Annotated in this window: 16 protein-coding genes and 1 rRNA gene; 2 read left to right on the forward strand and 15 right to left on the reverse strand. The window is 63.9% G+C overall.

The window, feature by feature from the left end; translation table 11 throughout:
- The first annotated feature begins 207 nt into the window (after window positions 1-207).
- The gene (locus AB4Y82_RS18630) at window positions 208-1935 is read left to right on the forward strand and encodes a M1 family metallopeptidase (protein WP_441605044.1); all 1728 of its coding nucleotides are present in this window, start codon (window positions 208-210) and stop codon (window positions 1933-1935) included.
- Window positions 1936-2198: 263 nt separating this feature from the next.
- Here AB4Y82_RS18630 and AB4Y82_RS18635 read toward each other — a convergent pair whose 3' ends face one another.
- The 12 genes from AB4Y82_RS18635 to AB4Y82_RS18690 all read right to left on the reverse strand — a co-directional run bounded on the left by AB4Y82_RS18635 (window position 2199) and on the right by AB4Y82_RS18690 (window position 15688).
- Window positions 2199-4463 (reverse strand): carboxy terminal-processing peptidase, encoded by a 2265-nt coding sequence (locus tag AB4Y82_RS18635; RefSeq protein ID WP_441605045.1) that lies wholly within the window; start codon window positions 4461-4463, stop codon window positions 2199-2201.
- A gap of 17 nt (window positions 4464-4480) precedes the next feature.
- Complete coding sequence (lipA, locus tag AB4Y82_RS18640) at window positions 4481-5482, reverse strand: lipoyl synthase (protein WP_441605046.1); 1002 nt, start codon at window positions 5480-5482, stop codon at window positions 4481-4483.
- 10 nt (window positions 5483-5492) lie between these two features.
- Window positions 5493-6161: a lipoyl(octanoyl) transferase LipB gene (gene lipB, locus AB4Y82_RS18645; protein WP_441605047.1), complete on the reverse strand. Its 669-nt coding sequence runs from the start codon at window positions 6159-6161 to the stop codon at window positions 5493-5495.
- A 123-nt stretch (window positions 6162-6284) separates the two neighbouring features.
- Complete coding sequence (locus AB4Y82_RS18650) at window positions 6285-6572, reverse strand: YbeD family protein (RefSeq protein ID WP_441605048.1); 288 nt, start codon at window positions 6570-6572, stop codon at window positions 6285-6287.
- Window positions 6573-6586: 14 nt separating this feature from the next.
- Window positions 6587-7819, reverse strand: coding sequence for a D-alanyl-D-alanine carboxypeptidase family protein (locus tag AB4Y82_RS18655; RefSeq protein WP_441605049.1), 1233 nt, complete (start codon window positions 7817-7819; stop codon window positions 6587-6589).
- 58 nt (window positions 7820-7877) lie between these two features.
- Entirely contained in the window at window positions 7878-8825 is a 948-nt protein-coding gene (locus AB4Y82_RS18660; protein WP_441605050.1) for a septal ring lytic transglycosylase RlpA family protein, read from the reverse strand.
- On the reverse strand, window positions 8822-9850 hold the full coding sequence (gene mltB, locus AB4Y82_RS18665) for a lytic murein transglycosylase B (protein ID WP_441605051.1): 1029 nt from the start codon (window positions 9848-9850) through the stop codon (window positions 8822-8824). The genes AB4Y82_RS18660 and mltB overlap by 4 nt, the downstream gene beginning before the upstream one ends.
- Before the next feature lie 155 nt (window positions 9851-10005).
- A complete protein-coding gene (rodA, locus tag AB4Y82_RS18670; RefSeq protein ID WP_441605059.1) occupies window positions 10006-11076 on the reverse strand; it encodes a rod shape-determining protein RodA in 1071 nt (356 codons plus the stop codon).
- A gap of 44 nt (window positions 11077-11120) precedes the next feature.
- Window positions 11121-13130, reverse strand: a complete 2010-nt coding sequence (mrdA, locus tag AB4Y82_RS18675) for a penicillin-binding protein 2 (RefSeq protein WP_441605052.1) — start codon at window positions 13128-13130, stop codon at window positions 11121-11123.
- Between the two features lie 4 nt (window positions 13131-13134).
- Window positions 13135-13620 carry a rod shape-determining protein MreD gene (mreD, locus tag AB4Y82_RS18680; protein WP_441605053.1) on the reverse strand — a complete coding sequence of 162 codons (486 nt, stop codon included), beginning with the start codon at window positions 13618-13620 and terminating at the stop codon, window positions 13135-13137.
- Window positions 13617-14615: a rod shape-determining protein MreC gene (gene mreC / locus AB4Y82_RS18685; RefSeq protein ID WP_441605054.1), complete on the reverse strand. Its 999-nt coding sequence runs from the start codon at window positions 14613-14615 to the stop codon at window positions 13617-13619. Before mreC ends, mreD begins: the two co-directional genes overlap by 4 nt.
- A 26-nt stretch (window positions 14616-14641) precedes the next feature.
- A complete protein-coding gene (locus AB4Y82_RS18690; protein ID WP_441611553.1) occupies window positions 14642-15688 on the reverse strand; it encodes a rod shape-determining protein in 1047 nt (348 codons plus the stop codon).
- Between the two features lie 282 nt (window positions 15689-15970).
- Between AB4Y82_RS18690 and AB4Y82_RS18695 the strand changes: the two genes are divergently transcribed.
- Window positions 15971-16906 carry a carbohydrate kinase family protein gene (locus AB4Y82_RS18695; RefSeq protein WP_441605055.1) on the forward strand — a complete coding sequence of 312 codons (936 nt, stop codon included), beginning with the start codon at window positions 15971-15973 and terminating at the stop codon, window positions 16904-16906.
- A 61-nt stretch (window positions 16907-16967) separates the two neighbouring features.
- On the opposite strand, the gene glpK is transcribed toward AB4Y82_RS18695, so the two are convergent.
- From glpK to rrf, 3 genes are all read right to left on the reverse strand, one after another.
- The gene (gene glpK, locus AB4Y82_RS18700; RefSeq protein ID WP_441605056.1) at window positions 16968-18467 is read right to left on the reverse strand and encodes a glycerol kinase GlpK; all 1500 of its coding nucleotides are present in this window, start codon (window positions 18465-18467) and stop codon (window positions 16968-16970) included.
- A 63-nt stretch (window positions 18468-18530) separates the two neighbouring features.
- A complete protein-coding gene (locus tag AB4Y82_RS18705; protein WP_441605057.1) occupies window positions 18531-19091 on the reverse strand; it encodes a TIGR00645 family protein in 561 nt (186 codons plus the stop codon).
- 330 nt (window positions 19092-19421) lie between these two features.
- Window positions 19422-19519 (reverse strand): 5S ribosomal RNA (rrf, locus tag AB4Y82_RS18710); the annotation flags it as partial.

Here is a 19519-nt window from a genome sequence, read left to right on the forward strand (position 1 = left end):
TTTCTGCACAGAGGAATCGACGGAGCTCCGCGGTCGCGCACAAGTGCGCTCCTACAAAGGTAGGGGTGCGCCAGGAGGTTCGGTGGTGCGAAGAGGAGCGGTCACGCCAAGAGGCGGGCGTAGCGCGAAGCGGCTCGTGTGGCGCAGGTCGGTGACAGCATCGCCATCGACTGGCATCCTCCGCCCTATTCACCACAAGGCTTCCCCATGACGCGTCTGCGCCCTCTGACACTCGCTCTCTGCCTCGCGCTTTGCGCGGCCACCCACGCCGAAGACGCGAAGCCATCCGAACAGCCGCCGCTCACCGAACAAACGCTACGCACCGGCGGCGCGATGCCCGCCGAACAGCAGCGCGTAAACTTCGATCACGCCGAGCTGCACTTCACGGTGGATATCGCGCAGCAGAGCATCGATGCCGACGCGCGCCTCAGCTTCAGGGCGCGCGAAGCAACCGACACCCTGCTGCTCGATCTCGATCCGCATCTCGCCATTTCGAAGCTATCCGTCAACGACAAGGCATTGGCCAACGACAAGTGGAGCAATCCCGATGGGCGCCTGCGCTTGGCACTACCCAAGCCGCTCGCCAAGGGCGAGAAGGTCGTCATCGATATCCGCTATGGCGGCAAACCGCACGTAGCCAAGAAGGCGCCGTGGGACGGCGGCTTCGTCTGGAGCCACACCGAGGACGGCCAGCCGTGGGTCGCCACCGCGGTAGAAGGCGAAGGTTGCGATCTGTTCTGGCCGTGCATCGATCATCCGCAGGGCAAACCCGACCTGGTGGATACCTATGTCACCGTGCCCAAAGCGCTGGCGGCGCCGGGCAACGGTGTGTTGGTCGACATCAAGGAGCACGGCGCCACGCACACCTATCACTGGCGCGCGAAACACCCGACCACTTATGCCATCTCGCTCAACATCGGACCGTTCGACGTGCTGAAGGGCGATTACCGCAGCCGCTACGGCAACACCATCCCGATGCAGATGTGGTATCTGCGCGGCCACGAGGCGCAGGCCAAACAGCTGTTCGCCGAGTTCCCGCGCATGCTCGACTTCTTCGAGCGGGAGATCGGGCCCTACCCGTTTGGCGACGAGAAGATGGGCGTGGTGGAAACGCCGCATCTGGGCATGGAGCACCAGACCATCAACGCCTACGGCAACGGCTATCCGCGCAGCGAGTACAGCTTCGACTGGCTGCTGCAGCACGAGTTCTCGCATGAGTGGTTCGGCAACCAGCTCACCAACGCCGACTGGGACGACATGTGGCTGCATGAAGGTTTCGGCACGTATATGCAGCCGCTGTTCGGCCAGTACCTCTATGGCGACATGCCGTATTTCTCGATGCTTCAGAACGAACGCAGCCTGGTGAAGAACGCCTATCCCATCGTCGCGGGCCACAGCCAGTACGAGGAGGACGTGTACAACGCCAAGCAAGGCCCGGGCAACGACATCTACAACAAGGGCTCGCTGATGCTGCACACCTTGCGGCAGATGATCGGCGACGAGGCCTTCTTCGAAAGCATTCGCCGGCTCGTATACGGACGCCCCGATCCCAAGCCTGGCAATTTCGCGCCGCACTACGCCACCACGCACGACTACATCGAGATCGTGAACCAGGTGAGCGGCCGCGATCTCAACTGGTTCTTCGATGTGTATCTGCGCGAAGCCGCGTTGCCGAAGCTGGAGACGCGCCAGGAAGGCAACATGCTCACGCTGCACTGGCAGGTGCCGCACGACAAGCCGTTTCCGATGCCCGTCGATGTGCAAGTGGGCGACAAGCTGCTGACCGTCCCCATGAATGGCGGCAACGCCAGCATTGCCGCACCTACCGGCGCGCTGGTGATCATCGATCCCCGCAGCAAGCTGCTGCGCGAGATGCCGCATTTCGCCGATTACCAGCAGTGGAAGAAGGAACAGGCGGAGAAGAAGGCGAAGTAGCCAGCGCGAACGCTTCGGCCTTCGTCTCTCTTGTAGGAGCGCACAAGGTGCGCTCCTACAAGAGATGGGCTCGCGCAAACGTTGGGCCGGACACCTCCCTTGTAGGAGCGCACTTGTGCGCGACCACCTGACGGAGCGGTACATCGCAGCTCTGCGGTCGCGCACAAGTGCGCTCCTACAAAGAGCTTCCGACATGAGGCGACTGAGACCTCCAAAAGAAAAGGCGGCCCATGGCCGCCTTTTCTTCATCAATCTCAAACCCGTCAGTGCGCCGCGGGCCCCTGCTGCGGCTGCGGCTTCCCCGGCGCTGCGGCAGCCGTGGTGGCGCTCATGTTCGAGTACTTGCCACCATACGGCAGCACTTCCGCCGCCAGCTTCGCATCGCCCTTGATCAGGCCGGCTGCATCGAACAGGATGTGGGCCGTTTCGTCGAGCTGCGGATCGGCTGCCTTCTTGGCGTCCTTCTCCTGCTTCAGCTCGCTCTTGAGGCTACGCTCGTTGGCGTTGAGGCCATCGTCCACCGCCAGGGTGTCGTCATCATCAGCCGCATTGCCGTCGATCGCCTTGTGGCGGGCGCGGAAATCGGCCTGGATGGCGTCCAGATCCTTACGCTCGGTTTCGCGCTGGGCGAAGTTGAGCGAGATGGTGGTCTTGTCGCGCATCTTGCGGTACTGCGCCAGCTCGTCGAGCATCAGCTTCCAGCCCGGCGACTTGGCGGTGCGCGCGTCGTGCCTGGTCTGCAGCTGGTTCAAGTACGCCTTGAGGTCGGCAACCGGCTTGTAGTCGGCCGGCGCGATCTGCGTCCACGGCAGCGCGTTGTCGTAGGTCGATTCGCCGAAGTCCTTCTCGTCGCCGTTCTTGGGGAACTGGATGTCCGGCGTCACGCCCTTCAGCTGGGTGGAGCCGCCATTGATGCGGAAGAATTCCTGGATGGTCATCTTCAGCTCGCCGAACTGCGGCTTCTCGCTGTTGTTGCGGGTGAAGCGGTCCAGGTCCACCAGGTTCTGCACGGTGCCCTTGCCGAAGGTCGGCTGGCCGATGATCAGGCCACGGCCGTAGTCCTGGATCGCCGCGGCAAAAATCTCCGAGGCCGAGGCCGAACCACGATTGACCAGCACGGCCATCGGACCGCTCCAGGACATGCCCGGCTCGTCGTCGCCCTGCACCTGCACTTCGCCGCGCGCATCGCGCACCTGCACCACCGGGCCCTGGTCGATGAACAGACCGGTGAGCTCGTTGGCTTCGGCCAGCGAACCGCCGCCGTTGTTGCGCAGATCCATCACCACGCCTTCCACGCCCTCGGCCTTGAGCTCGCCGAGCAGCTTGGCCACGTCGCGGGTGGCGCTCTTGAAATCCTTGTCGCCTTCGCGGCGCGCGCCGAAATCGGAATAGAAGCTCGGCAGGTCGATCACGCCGATCTTGCGGGTGACGCCGGCGTCCTTGATCTCGATGACCTTCTTCTTGGCGGCCTGCTCTTCGATGCTCACCTTCTGGCGAACCATGCTGACCAGCTCGTGCTTGCCGTCCACGCCCGCATCGGCCGGGAGAATCTCCAGGCGCACGGTGGTGTCCTTCTTGCCGCGGATGCGCTTGACCACGTCATCCACGCGCCAGCCGATCACGTCGACCATCGGGCCGCTGGTGCCTTCGCCGACGGCGACCACGCGGTCGCCCACGTGCACCTTGCCCGACTTGGCGGCCGGGCCGGCCGGCACGATCTCGCGGATCGCGGTGTACTCGTCGCGCGTCTGCAGCACGGCGCCGATGCCTTCCAGCGAGAGCTTCATGGAGATGTCGAAGTTTTCCGCCGCACGGGGGCCGAGGTAATCGGTGTGCGGATCGGTGGACTCGGCATAGGAGTTCATGAAGGACTGGAACGCGTCCTCGCCATCGAGCTGCTTCACGCGGTCGATGTAGCCGGCGTAGCGCTTGTCCAGCGTCTTGCGGATATCGTCATCGGTCTTGCCGGCAAGCTTCAGGCGCAACCAGTCGTTCATGGTGCGCTCGCGCCACAAGGTGTCGAGCTCGCCCTGGTCCTTGGGCCACTCGGCCTTCTTGCGGTCGTAGTTGTAGCTCTCGTTGGTGCTCAGGTCGAAGCCCTGCTTGAGCAGGCCGCGCGCATAGGTCATGCGCTCGATCGCACGCGTGATGTACAGGTTGAACATCGAGAACGGACCGGTCAGGTCCTGGTTCCAGATGGCATCGTCCATCTGCGTTTTCAGCGGCGCGAACTTGGCCAGGTCGGCCTGGGTGAAGAACACCTTCTCGCCGTCGAGGCTGTCGACATACGCCTTGTAGATCTTCTGCGACATCGCATCGTCGAGCGGCTTGGCGTCGTAATGGAAGCGCGTGAGGAAGCGGGCGGAAAGCTGCGCCGCCTGTGCCTGCGTGACGGAGGGCTTGAGCGGCAGCGTGGAGAACTTGCGCGGCGCGTTGTCGCCGGCGAGATCGGCAGCGGACTGCGCATGGACACCGACGCCGGTGACGGCAAGGGCAAGCAACAGGGCAAGCGAGGGGCGCAGTTTCATAGGGTCTCGGGAAGCTCTCAGGCGTGCTCGGTGACACCTGCGGCGTGAGCCTGCAGGTCAGCGTGGTAGGACGAACGCACCAGCGGACCGGACGCGACGTGATGGAAACCCATCGCTTCGCCGGCTTCGCGCAGTTCGTTGAACTCGTCCGGCGTCCAGTAACGGACCACCGGGTGGTGATGCGGCGTGGGCTGCAGATACTGGCCGATGGTGATCATGTCCACATCGTGCGCACGCAGATCACGCATGGTCTCCAGCACCTGCTCCATCGTCTCGCCCAGGCCCAGCATGATGCCGGACTTGGTCGGTACCTCCGGATGCTGCGCCTTGAAGCGCTTGAGCAGGTCCAGCGACCACTGGTAGTCCGCGCCCGGACGCACTTCGCGATACAGGTGCGGCACGGTTTCAAGGTTGTGGTTGAACACGTCCGGTGGGAAGTCCTTGAGCACTTCCAGCGCGCGCTCCATGCGGCCCTTGCCGCGGAAATCGGGCGTGAGGATTTCGATCTTGATGTCCGGCGCCGCATGACGCGTCGCGCGGATGCACGCGGCGAAATGCTCGGCGCCGCCGTCGCGCAGGTCGTCGCGATCCACCGAGGTGATCACCACGTACTTCAGGCGCATGTCGCGGATGGTCTCGGCCAGGCGCGCCGGTTCCAGCGGATCGGGTGCGGCCGGACGGCCATGCGCCACGTCGCAGAACGAGCAACGGCGGGTGCAGACCTCGCCGAGGATCATGAAGGTGGCGGTGCCCTTGCTGAAGCACTCGTGGATGTTCGGGCACGAGGCTTCCTCGCACACTGTCACCAGCGAGTTCTCGCGCAGGCGCGATTTCAGCTGCTGCACGGCGTTGCCCTGCGGCAGGCGCACGCGGATCCAGCTCGGCTTGCGCAGCGTCGGCACGGTCGTGTCGAAGCCGGCGCGGTTGAGCCCGATCTTGTCGTTGCCCAATTGCTTCTCGACACCGGTGGTGCCGACAACGCTGATCGGGATGACTTTGGAAGTGGAGATTTCGCTCATGTAGGCCAGCTCAGACCGCTACGCGAGCGGGTAGTTCAGGGAGTATGGGGGGCGCCGCCTCGGCGACGAATCCGAACTGGTGGCAGAACTCCTCCACCAGGGCGTCCTCGACGTCCGAAAGGCGCGACGGACCGCCCAATTCTAGCACTTGCGTGACCGCCAAGTCCTTGTAACCGCACGGATTGATGCGGTGGTACGGCTCAAGATCCATGTTCACGTTGAAGGCCAGGCCGTGGAAACTGCAGCCCCGCCGCACGCGCAGGCCCAGCGCGGCCACCTTGGCGCCTGCCACGTAGACGCCCGGAGCACCTTCGAGGCGCTCGGCGCCGATGTTCCAGTGGCCCATCGTATCGATGATGGCCTGCTCGATCTTGTTGACCAGCTCGCGCACGGTGACCCCGACGCGACGCAGGTCGATCATCGGATAAGCCACGATCTGGCCCGGGCCGTGATAGGTCACCTGGCCGCCGCGATCCACATGGATGACCGGGATATCGCCCGGTGCCAGCACGTGTTCGGTCTTGCCGGCCTGGCCGAGGGTGAACACCGGATCGTGTTCCAGCAGCCACAGTTCGTCCGGGGTGTCAGGCCCCCGGTTGTTGGTGAATTGGCTCATCGCCTCCCAGGTCGCCTCGTAGGGCTGGCGACCGAGACGACGAACTTTGAGCGGCAGGGACATGGGGAATGGCCTGGGGACGGAGGTCATTATCTGCGGTCGTGAGACCACCCTTGCAAGGGCTGGAAGTCACTGAAAAGCCGGCGGGCGTGGCGGCCCGCCAGGCTTGGGCGTCTCGAACCGGCGTTACAGCGTGTAACGGATATCCGGATCGGCCCGCAGCGAGGCATGCGCCTCGTCGTACTGCTCGCGCGACTCGGCGCGGAAGCTCACCGTCACCGAGATGAAGTTACCCTCGCGAGAGTGGCGGTGCTTGACCGTCTCATGCAGCACGTGCACGCCGATGCCTTCGAGGATCTGCGGCACGCGGGCCTGCAGGTCCGCACTGGCGTTGCCCATGGCGGTGATCTCGAATTCGCCGGGGAACTGGAATCCCTGGCCCTCTTGGGGCTCGATGGAGTCGATATCGCGCATCAGTGCAACCTCCCTCACTTCTTTTCGTCAGGCTTCTTGTCGCTATGGAACCACAGCATGATGCTGTCCCACAGGCGGCCGAAGAAGCCAGCCTGCGGCGCATCGGCCAGCGCCACCAGGGGCACGTTTTGCACCGGCTGGCCATCGAGCGTGACGCGCAGCGTGCCGACCTGCTGGCCCTTGGTGAACGGTGCCACCAGCGTCGCCGGCACGTCCAGCGTGGCCTGCAGCTTGTCGTAGTCGCCGCGCTTGACGGTGACCAGCACGTTGTCGGCCACGCCCAGCGGCAGCTGGTTGGACTGACCCTTCCACAGGCGCGGCGTGGCCAGCGGCTTGCCGCCGTCATACAGCTTGTGCGTCTCATAGAAACGGAAACCGTAGCTGAGCAGCGCCATGGCCGCGTCCGCACGGGTCTTCTCGTTGGTCGAGCCCATCACGATAGCGATCATGCGCGAATCGCCCTGCTTGGCCGAGGCGGCCAGGCAGAAACCCGCGGCAGCCGTGTGGCCGGTCTTGATGCCATCGACGGTCGGGTCACGCCACAGCAGCAGGTTGCGGTTGTGCTGCTTGATGCCGTTCCACTCGAAATCCTTGATCGCCGAGATCGCATAGTCCTCGGGGAAGTCGTGGATCAGCGCGCGCGAAAGAATCGCGATGTCGCGCGCCGTGGAGTAATGGTTGGCGATCGGATAGCCCGACGCGTTCTGGAAGTTCGTGTTGGTCATGCCCAACTGCTTGGCATAACCGTTCATCAGGCCGGAGAACGCCTGTTCCGACCCGGCCGTGTGTTCGGCCAGCGCAATGGCGGCGTCGTTGCCGGACTGGATGATCAGGCCGTACAGCAGGTCCTTGAGCGGCACCTGGCTGTTGAGCTTGAGGAAGCTGGTGGAGCCGTCGGTGCCCGCACCGCCGCCGCGCCACGCGTTCTCGCTGATGGTGACCGGGTCGTTCATGTGGACCTTGCCGTTGGCGACTTCGGCAGACACCACATAGTCGGTCATGATCTTGGTGATCGAGGCCGGCTCCACACGCAGGTCCGGCTCCTTCGAGGCGAGCACCTGGCCAGTGGCGTAATCCATCAGCACCCAGCTCTTGCCATCCACATCCGGCGGCGGAGGCACCGGGGCCTCAGGCATCACCGGGCGCGGCACCGGAACGGGCTTGGGCGGAGTCTGCTGGGCAACGGCCGTGCCGACGACCAGGGCGGCCACGGCAAGCGAGGAGAGGGTACGGCGGATCAGGTTCATCGTTCGATTCGGTCCAATGGCTATCGCGGCGCCGAAGCGCCGCAAGAATTTCAATACATCAGTCTACCGCGACCTGCGGCCGGGGCAGCCCCATGCCTTCGATTCGCGTGGTCACATCGTCGGCCTGGTCGACGCTGGCGAGCGGGCCGACCCGCACGCGGCGGATACTGCGGCCGTTGATTTGCGCATCCACCACCTGTACCGGCGCAAAATTTGCCGATCGCAGCTGCTGCGCGACGCGCTCGGCGTTGACCACGTCGGAGAATGCGCCCACCTGCAGAAAAATACCTGGCCCGGGGCTGGCAGGTTTGGGCGGCGGCGGTGGCGGCGGCAAGGCCTGGGCGGTCAGCGGCTGCGAGGGATCGATCGCGCGCACTTCCACCAGTCCCGTGCCCTTGGGCCATACGCCGATGCGCACGGCAGCCGCATAGGACAGATCGATCACCCGGTTCTCGTGGAACGGGCCGCGATCGTTGATGCGCACGATCACGCTCTTGCCGTTTTCCAGATTCGTCACTCGCGCATAGCTGGGGATCGGCAGCGTCTTGTGCGCGGCGCTGAACTGGTACATGTCGTAGTCCTCGAGACTGGACGTCTTGTACCCGTGGAATTTGTTGCCGTAGAACGAGGCGATGCCGCGCTCCACATAGCCGTTGGGCGAAGCCAACACGTTGTAGCTCTGGCCGAGCACGGTGTACGGCGACTTGTTGCCGTACAGCGCGCGCGGCTCAATTTTCGGCACGGGCTCGGGCAGCTTGGCGATGACCTCCGGCGGCGGGCCCACGGGCACGCTGTCGTTGTCGTCGCGATAACGGCTGCTCTGCGGGCGGCTGGTGTCGTCATTGACGCCGCCGCGCGACGACGAGGACGAGCCGCCGCTGCTACCCGACGAGTAAGGCCCACGCGACGATCCGCTGGGGTGACTCGTGGAGGGACGGGTCTTGCCGCCACTGCAACCGGCCAGCAGCGCCATCAACAGAAGAGGCAGCGCAAGCCGCCAGGTCATTGCGTGGTATCCATCCCGGTGTTCCCCTGGCCGTTGGCCCCTTGGGCAATCGCCTGCGCCAGCTGGTGCACCGCCAGCGCGTAGAGCGGACTGCGGTTGTAGGTGGTGATCACGTAGAAATTCTGGAAGGTGTACCAGTACTCCATGCCATCCGCACCCTGCAGCGACTGCAGGCTGGTGGGCTGCCCGGGATTGAGCGACTGCACGGGCGCGTAGCCCCACGCTTCGAGCTGCTCGAGCGGCCATTGCGGTTTGGAGTCCTTGACGGAAATGGGCTTGGCGGCGCTGTCGGCACGGGCAGGCGCGGCCACCAGGCCACCGGTCTGCCAACCATGCTTGGCGAAGTAATTGGCGACGCTGGCGAAGATATCGGGCAGCGAGTTCTTCAGGTCGATACGGCCATCGCCATCGGCGTCCACGCCAAAATCGCGAATGCTTTCGGGCATGAACTGCCCCCAGCCCTGCGCGCCCGCGTACGAGCCGGTAAGCGTATCGACGGGACCGGCCAGGTGGTTCTCCGGCAATTCAAGCAGCACCTTCAGCTGCTGGCGGAAATACGTGGCACGCGGCGGGTAATACAGGCCCAGCGTCACCAGCGCATCGAGCACCTTGTACTTGCCGGTGATGCGGCCGTACGAGGTTTCCACGCCGACGATCGCCACGATGTACTCGGGCGGCACGCCATACTGCTTGCCGATACTGTCCAGCAGGGCGCGATGCTCGCGATAGAACGCGATGCCGTCATTGATGCGCTGGGGCGTGAGGAAGATCGGCCGGTAATCTTTCCACGGCTTGGCTTCGGCCGGACGGCTGATCGCATCGAGGATGCTCTGCTGCTTCTTCGCGCCATCCAGCAAGGCATTGAGCGAGGCGCTGCTCTTGCCCGTATCGCGGGCCACTTCGCTGACCAGCTGTTCCTGACCGGGATGGGTTTGCGCGAAGACCGGCGTGCATGCCGCGGCGAAAAACAGGCCCAGCGTGGCGATAAGACGACGAGTCGGGAGCGACGCGGGAATCGAGGGCATGTATGACTTCGCTGTCGTAAACGGCTACGGACGAAGCCTAGCATGCGATGCGGAGAAAACAGGCGTTTTCGCGACAACCGGTCGCGCACAGGGTGCGCTCCCACAAAGGGGACCCATACTGTGGGAGCGCACCCTGTGCGCGACTGGTTGTGCCTCTACCGATGAATCTTCCGATTCGCATAAATCGACATCAGCACGCCAAAGCCCGTCAGCAGCGACACCGCCGACGTACCGCCGTAACTGATCAGCGGCATCGGCACGCCCACCACCGGCAACATGCCGGCCACCATGCCGCCGTTGACGAAGACATACACGAAGAAGCTCATGCCGATGGCGCCGGCCAGCAGGCGCGAATAGGTATCGCGCGCTTCCATCGCAATCCACAGGCAGCGGCCGATGATGAAGGCATAGAGCAGCATCACGCCGATCACGCCAACCAGGCCAAACTCCTCGGAGAACACGGCGAAGATGAAGTCGGTGGTGTGCTCGGGCAGAAAATCCAGGCGCGACTGCGTACCGTGCTGCCAGCCCTTGCCGACCACGCCGCCGGAACCCACTGCAATCTGCGACTGGATGATGTGCCAGCCGTTGCCCAGCGGATCGGACTCGGGATCAAGCAGCGTACGCACACGGTTGCGCTGGTATTCGTGCAGGAAATGCCAGGCCACCGGAATCATGCCGCCGACCACGGCCAGCAGGCTGCCGATCTTCCACCAGCGCATGCCCGAGAGGAACAGCGCGAACGCGCCGGCGGCCGACACCAGCAAGGCGGTGCCGAGATCGGGCTGTTCCGCAATCAATCCGGCCGGGATCGCGATCAGGATGCCGACCACCACGATGTCCTTCCAGCTCGGCGGCAGCTGCCGCGGATGCAGGTACCAGGCCACCATCATCGGCATGGTGAGCTTGAGCAATTCGGACGGCTGGAACGACATGATGCCCAGGTTGAGCCAGCGCTTGGATCCGCTGCGGACCTCGCCGATGCCGGCGACCACCAGCAGCAGGAACACGCTGCCGGCGAACAGCCACGGCGTCCACGTGCGCAAGGTCTGCGGCGGAATGCGCGAGATCAGCATCACCAGCACACCGCCCATGGCAAAGCGCGCCGCCTGCCCGCCGATCATCGCCATATTGCCGCCACTGGCGCTGTACAGCGTGACGAGTCCCACGCCGGCCAGCGTGATCAGGCCCAGGGCGAGCGGGATGTCCATGCGCGGCCGCTTCATCACGCGGCGCACGAGGTTCACCAGGCTTACCTGCAATTCGTCGATCACGGGTTGCCTCCGTCGTCGGGCGTCGCCGAGCTGCTGCTTTCGGCGGGCATGGCGGACAGGTCGGCAGGCGTGGCTACCGGCGTGTCTTCAGGTAGTTCCGCTGCGCTCGACGGCGGGGCCGGGCCACCTTCTGGCGTATTCGACGGCGGCACAGGGCCACCTGTGGAGGCAAGCCATGCCTCCATCACCTTGCGCACGATGGGGCCAGCATCGGAAGCGCCCCAGGCGCCCGATTCCAGCATGGCCACCACAGCGATGCGCGGTGCTTCTGCCGGCGTATAGCCGATGAACCAAGCACGGTGACGTGTCGCCAGATACGCCAAATTCTTGTTGGTGTCGTAGTCATTGCTGCGACGAGAAAAGCGTTCCGCCGTGCCGCTCTTGCCCGCCACCAAATAAGGAAAGCCAGTGAACTGTCCCTTGGCCGTACCGCCGGCTTCGTTGACCACCGCCAACATGCCCTGATTCACGACGTCCCAGTCGTGCGGTTTGTGGATGAGCGACGGACCGGAAGGCGGATTCGGCAAAGGCACAGGACGCTCCTTCACGGCAGAGGTCGCCATGACCAGGCGCGGCGCGTATGGCGTGCCATGACCGGCGAATGTTGCCGTGGCGTGCGCAAGCTGCAGCGCGGTGACGGTCCAGTAACCCTGGCCAATGCCGGCAATGATGGTTTCGCCTTGGAACCATGGAAACTTGCTGCGCGTCGCCTTCCACTCGCGCGACGGCAGAATGCCTTCGGATTCACCCAGCAGATCGATGCCCGTCTTCTTGCCGAAGCCAAGACTGCCCATCCAGCCGGCCAGGCGATCAATGCCCATGTCCAGAGCGAGGCGATAGAAATAGGTGTTGGTCGACTTCTGAATGGCGCGCACCATATTCACGGTGCCATCGCCGCCACGTGTGTCATCGCGATAACAACGCTGCTGCCCCGGTATACAGAACTCACCCGTCGACAACACCGTGTCCTCGGGACGACGAACACCGAGCTCTAGACCACCCAACGCCAGGAACGGCTTCACCGTCGAACCCGGCGGGTACGCACTCTTGAGCGCACGATTGAGCAGCGGCTTGTCTTCGGCATTCATGTAGCCGGTGTAGTCGGCCTTGCTGATGCCGTTGACGAAGAGGTTCGGGTCATAGCTCGGCACGCTGATCATCGCCAGCACCTGGCCATTGCGCGGATCGATCGCCACCGACGAACCCGGTCGACCCTGGAAGGCGTCATTGGCGGCCTTCTGCACACGCATATCGATGCTGAGGTAAAGATTCTTGCCCGGCGTGGGTGCGTGGGTTTCCAGCACACGCTGCACGCGGCCGTCGGCGTTCACTTCGACCAACTCGTAACCGGGCTCGCCGTGCAACATGTCCTCGTAGGAACGCTCCAGGCCGCTGCGGCCCACGTGGCTCGTACCTTTGTAGCGATCCGGATCAAGCCGGTTCATGTCATCGGCGTCGATGCGGCTCACATAGCCCACCACATGCGCGAACAACGGACCGTACGGATAGCGACGGGTCAGATAAGGCACCACGTCCAGGCCTGGAAAACGCCAGCGATTGATGGCGAAACGGGCAATGTCGTCTTCGGTGAGATGCAGTTTCAGCGGCACGCTGTCAAAGCGACGATTCTGCTTGAGCTGCTTCTTGAAGGCGTCGATGTCGCCGTCGTCCAGCGGTATGACCTCGCGCACGGCGGCCAGCATGGCCGGCAAGTCCTTCACCTGCTCCGGCACTACTTCCAGGCGGAACGCCGGCACGTTGTCGGCCAGCAGCACGCCGGAGCGATCAAAGATCAGGCCACGCGCCGGCGGAATCGCGCGCGGCTTCACGCGATTGTTTTCCGAGCGCAGGGCAAATTCATCGTGACGCTGCACCTGCAGGTACTGATAGCGCGCCACCAGCGTGCCAAGCCCGATAAGAATCAGCGCAAAGCCGACCATCGCGCGCACGCGGAACAGCGCGGCTTCGCCACGCGTGTCCTTGATGGAGCGTCGCCGTATGGCCATGGCGTTACTGGATGCGCAAGCGCATGCGCAGGTCGTCCATGAGCAGGAACAGGAACGGCCACAGCGCTGCGCCCACAAACGGCGAAATCCACCACGTCGCCGGCGGCAACGCGTCACCTGCAAATGTGCGCACGATCAGCAGCAAGATGCGGTCGTTCAGCAATAAGGCCAGCACGGCCAGGGTCTGCTGCCACATCGGGAAGAAACGCAGGCGCGAACGGAAGCGCAGCGCGATGAACACCAGCGCGCACAAGCGCATGGCCTGCTCACCCAGCAGTACGCCATCGAGCAGGTCCGCGCACAGGCCGATGATGAAGGCCATGCCCAGCGTCACGCGGTCGCCCGACTCCAGCGCCCAGTACAGCAGGAACAAGGCCGGCCAATACGGCTTGAACGGCTGCAGCGGCGCCGGCAGCGGAATCAGCATGGAGAGCACGGCGAACACCAAGGTGCCGACGAACCACAACAGACTGACGCGTGGTTTGCTCATGGCTGCACCGGCGGGTTCGTCGTTGAAGGCGGCGTCTGCGCCGGCGTGGTGCTGGCGCGCGGCGGCGGCGCCGCGCTGGCAGCGGGTGCCGGTGCGGGAGCCAGGTCAGCCGGCGGGCCGACTTCTGCCGCGGGTGCCGGCGGTCCGGCGGGCTCGGCAAGATCGTGCAGGATCAACACGTTGTCGCTGCGATCCAGATCCGCCGCAGGACGCGCACGGCCTTCCAGGAACAGGCCCGATGCCGCCGGTTCCACGCTGCGGATTTCGCCCACCGGGAAGCCTGGCGGGAAACGGCCGCCCAGGCCGGACGAGAGCAGCTTGTCGCCCGGGTGCACGTCCGACGCCATCGAAATATTCGGCAGGCTCAACAGGTCGCCATCACGCGTGCCGTAAGCCACGGTGCGCAGGCCGGTGCGCTCGATCACCACGGGAATGGCGTGGTCGGGATCGGTCACCAGCATCACCAGCGAGGTGCGCGGCATCACTTCGACCACCTGCCCCATCACGCCGTGGGCGTCGATCACTACCTGGCCCGCCTTCACCCCGTCATGCGAGCCCACGTTGACCAGCATGCGGTGGCGATAGGCGCCCAGGTCCACGTTGATCACGCGGGCCAGCTGCACGTTGAGATCAAGACTGTGCTGGGTATCGAGCAATTGCTTGAGGCGCTCGTTCTGCTCGGCCACGGCCGCCATGCGGTTGAGCTTGGCGTTGGCCAGCAGCAGGTCTTCGCGCAGGCGCTGGTTCTGCTCGGTCAGCATCTTGCGGTCGGAAAAGGCCACGCTGAGCGTATGCATGCCGGACGCCGGCAGGCTGGCCAGCCGGTACACCGGCTCGACCAGCACCGAAGTGGCATAGCGCAGGCGCCAGATCCAGCCGTTGCGATGGTCGAGCACCATCAGCACCATGGCCAGCGCTAAATAGAGAATGAGCCTGAGGGTACCGGCGACGGTACCGGCAAACAGGGGCGAGGATTCCTCGCGCGCAAGCGCCATGGCCTAACCCGCCCCTGTCGTGTGGGTTACTCGGGAGCGAAGAAGTCGCTGCCGTGCTGATCGATCAGCTCCAGCGCCTTGCCACCGCCACGGGCCACGCAGGTCAGCGGCTCATCGGCCACCTGCACGTGCAGGCCGGTTTCCTCGGAGATCAGGCGATCCAGATCGCGCAGCAGTGCGCCACCACCGGTGAGCACGATGCCGCGCTCGGCTACGTCAGAACACAGTTCCGGCGGGGTCTGCTCGAGGGCCGACTTCACCGCCGCCACGATGCCCGACAGCGGCTCGTGCAGCGCTTCCAGCACCTCGTTGGAGTTGATCGTGAACATGCGCGGCACGCCCTCGGCCAGGTTACGGCCCGAGATCTCGATTTCCTTCACATGCGTCTGCGGGAACGCGCAGCCGATTTCCAGCTTGATGCGCTCGGCCGTAGACTCACCGATCAGCGTGCCGTGGTTGCGGCGCACGTAGTTGATGATGGCCTCGTCGAAACGGTCGCCGCCCACGCGCACGGACTGCGAGTAGACGATGCCGTTGAGCGAGATCACCGCCACTTCGGAGGTGCCGCCACCGATGTCCAGCACCATCGAGCCGCGCGCCTCATGCACCGGAATGCCGGYGCCGATCGCAGCCGCCATGGGCTCTTCGATCAGGAACACGTCGCGGGCACCGGCGCCTTCGGCCGATTCCTTGATGGCGCGACGCTCCACCTGGGTGGAGCCGCAGGGCACGCAGACCAGCACGCGCGGGCTCGGACGGAGCATGCGCGACTTGTGAACCTGCTTGATGAAATGCTGCAGCATGGCCTCGGTCATCGAGAAGTTGGCGATCACGCCATCCTTCATCGGACGCACCGTGGCGATGTTGCCCGGAGTTCGACCCAGCATCTTCTTGGCGTCGCTGCCGACGGCGGCGACCGCGCGCGGACCACCCGGGCCACGGTCCTGACGGATCGCGACCACCGATGGTTCGTTCAGGACGATGCCCTGTCCCCTTACGTAAATAAGGGTGTTGGCCGTGCCTAGGTCGATCGAAATATCGTTGGAAAAAAAGCCGCGAAACTTCTTGAACATGGGTCCGCCGTGGTCCGGCTGTGGCTAAAAAGTAAGCGGGCCAGTCTAGTCAGCATGCATCAGGACCGCAAGGACATTCTCGTTAAGAAAGCCTTTGTTTACGCTGTGATATGCGACTTTTACGTAGCTTTTGTCTGACTTTGCGGAGGCGGTCTCGAAGGAAATCGCTCACAAGAGCATCGCCGTTGAGTCAAGTTCCCGGTATGATCGGGAACTTTGGGCCAGGCAGGCGCAAGCGCCGCCCGGACTGCCACTTCATCTGCCAGGGATCATCCTCGCATCATGTCAGCCGTCATTTGTGGATCGCTTGCCTACGACACCATCATGGTGTTCCAGGATCAGTTCAAGAATCACATCCTGCCCGACCAGGTTCACATCCTGAACGTGTCGTTCCTGGTGCCGCGCATGCGCCGCGAATTCGGCGGTTGCGCGGGCAATATCGCTTATAACCTGAAGCTGCTGGGCGCCGACCCGCTGCCGGTGGCCACGGTGGGCCAGGATTTTGGTCCGTACCAGGTCCATATGGAAAAGTGCGGCATCCGCATGGATTACGTGCGTGTGTTCGATGACCAGTTCACGCCGCAGTGCTTCATCACCACCGACCTGGACAACAACCAGATCACTGCCTTCCATCCGGGCGCCATGCTGAGCGCGCACACCAACCACGTGCGCGACATCCCGGATATCAGCTTCGCCATCGTGGCCCCGGACAGCCGCGACGCCATGCTGCAGCACGTGGACGAATTCTCCGCGCGCGGCGTGCCGTTCATCTTCGACCCGGGCCAGGCCATGCCCTTGTTCGATGGCGCCGAGTTCCGCGCGATGATCGAGAAAGCCACTTACGTGATCGTCAACGATTACGAGTCGCAGCTGCTGCAGCAGCGCACGGGCTGGAGCGCCCAGGAGATTGCCTCGCGCGTGAAGGCCTATATCGTCACGCTCGGCCCGCGCGGCTCGCAGATCTACACCGATGGCACCATCCACGAGATTCCGCCGGCCCGGGAACGCCAGGTGATCGACCCGACGGGCTGTGGCGACGCTTATCGCGCCGGCCTGATCTTCGGCATCATGAAGGGCAAGGACTGGCCGACGGTGGGCCGCATGGCTTCGCTGATGGGTGCGCTGAAGGTGGAGCATCCGGGCACGCAGAACCAGCATTTCGACTACGCGTCGTTCTCCAAGGAATTCGAAGAGCAGTTCGGTTACGCGATCGGCTGATCACTCGTCGTTCCGGTACGAACCAACAGCGAGGCCTCCACCATGGAGGCCTCGTCTGTTTTCAGCCCACGCGAAATCCCATGGTGGCGTTCACGGCCGCCTGCCAGCCGCGATAGAGGCCATCCCGCTCAGGTTCGCGCATCAGCGGTTCGAAGCGGCGATCGACCTGCCACAGGCTGGCGATCTCCTCGCAGCTCTGCCAGAAGCCGATGGCCAATCCCGCCAGATAGGCCGCGCCAAGCGCCGTGGTTTCCTGCACGCGCGGGCGCAGCACCGGAACGCCGAGCATGTCGCTCTGGAACTGCGCCATGAAATCGTTCGCGATGGCGCCGCCATCGGCGCGCAGTTCCTTCAACAAGATGCCCGCATCCGCTTCCATCGCCGTGAGCACGTCGCGCGACTGGTAGGCCATCGATTCCAGCGCGGCGCGCACAAAATGCTCCTTGCTGGTGCCGCGGCTCAAACCAAATACCGCTCCGCGCACGTCGCTGCGCCAATACGGCGCGCCGAGGCCGACGAAGGCCGGCACCATGTAGACGCCATCGCTCGATGCCACACGCTCCGCATAGGCCTGCGAGTCCGACGCCTTGCCCAGCATGCGCAGGCCGTCGCGCAGCCACTGGATCACCGAGCCGGCCACGAAAATGCTGCCCTCCAGCGCATAGTCCACCCGATCGCCCAGCTGCCAGGCGATGGTGGTGAGCAGGCCATGCGTCGACGATACGGCCTGCTCGCCGGTATTCATCAGCATGAAGCAGCCGGTGCCATAGGTATTCTTGGCCATGCCGGGACTGAAGCAGGCTTGCCCGAAGAGCGCCGCCTGCTGGTCCCCCGCGACGCCCGCGATCGGCACACTCGCACCGAAGAACTGGGCCGGCGCCGTATGGGCGTAGACCTCACTGCTTGATCGCACCTCGGGCAGCATTGCGCGCGGGATATTGAGCATGGCGAGCAGATCGTCGTCCCAACGGCGACGATGAATGTCGTAAAGCAATGTGCGGGCCGCGTTGCTCACGTCGGTGACATGCGTGGTGCCGCCGCTGAGATTCCAGATCAGCCAGCTGTCGATGGTGCCAAACAGCAGCTCGCCCTTCTCCGCGCGCTGCTGCGCACCCTCCACGTGATCGAGTATCCAGCGCAGCTTAGTCGCCGAGAAATAGGCATCGATCAACAGACCCGTCCGCTCGCGTACGAGCGCCTCATGTCCGGCCTGTTTCAGCTGCTCGCAGATATCCAGGCTCTGGCGCGATTGCCAGACGATCGCGTTATGGATGGGCTGGCCGGTCGCCCGGTCCCATACCACGGTGGTTTCGCGCTGATTGGTGATGCCGATCGCCGCCACCTCGCCGAGATCCACCTGCGTATTGGCAAGCAACTCGGTCACGGTGACCAGCACGCTGGTGAGGATGTCGCGCGGGTTGTGCTCGACCCAGCCCGGCTGCGGAAAGATCTGGGCGAATTCGCGCTGCGCGACGCCGACGACCGAGCCCGAATGATCGAACAGGATCGCCCGCGAGCTCGTCGTTCCCTGATCGAGGGCAAGGATGTAACGCTTCTCCACGTCTGCCGGCCCCTGCTGCGCTTGGCTGAGGGGCCAAGCCTAGCAGTTCGATCCCTGAGGCCGTCAGTGCGCGCCTGCTTTCTCGCCTGGCTGCATGATGCGATCGATGAAAGCCAAGGCCAGCGCAGACACTACAAACGCCAGGTGCAGCAGCACCTGCCATTTGATGGTCTCGGCGTTGAGCGAATCGGCCTTGATGAAGGTCGCAAGCAGGTGAATCGACGAAATGCCGATAATGGCCATCGCCAACTTCACTTTAAGCACGGTCGCATTCACGTGCGAAAGCCATTCCGGCTGATCGGGATGACCTTCCAGCTTCAGCCGAGACACGAAGGTCTCGTAGCCACCCACGATCACCATCACCAGCAGGTTGGAAATCATCACTACGTCGATCAGACCGAGCACAGTGAGCATGATGGTCGTCTCGGCACTCTCCGCACCGGCGCCTTCGGCAACGTGACCGAGCAGCGTAGTGTCGATGAGATGCCACAGCTCGCGAATGAACTGCACGACATAGATCGCCTGGGCGGCAATCAATCCCAGGTAGAGCGGCAACTGCAGCCAGCGGGAAGAAAAGATCAGATAGGAAAGCGGACCAAGGCGGCTCTGCTGGGGAGTCGTCATACGCGTCACATGATGGGTAGGGATCCCCGATCATCGCAAATTCGTGCGACGGACGGCATCCCACTTCGCGTACTCATTCAGGCCCAGGCAAGAACTTGGCGCCATGGCTGCGTGAGCCGTGCGTCGACTGCTCCTGATGGACATTTGGACGTCTATTCGAAGAGCTGCAGCACCGCGCCGGAGCTCCACTCCCGAGCAATTCGTTCGCCAGGGCGCAGTCACGCCACGCAGAAAAACAGCTGTTTTTTTGGGGATTTTCAGCGCGGAATATTCTCAAAACGCACAAAGACAAACGCCTTCCCGGATGGGAAGGCGTTTGAGGGATAAAGCCCCTGGCGGTGACCTACTCTTGCATGAGAATTCACACTACCATCGGCGCAGCTGCGTTTCACTTCCGAGTTCGGGATGGGATCGGGTGGGGCCACAGC

Origin of the sequence: Dyella sp. 2YAF14 (assembly GCF_052114725.1) — a bacterium.
Taxonomy (GTDB): domain Bacteria; phylum Pseudomonadota; class Gammaproteobacteria; order Xanthomonadales; family Rhodanobacteraceae; genus Dyella.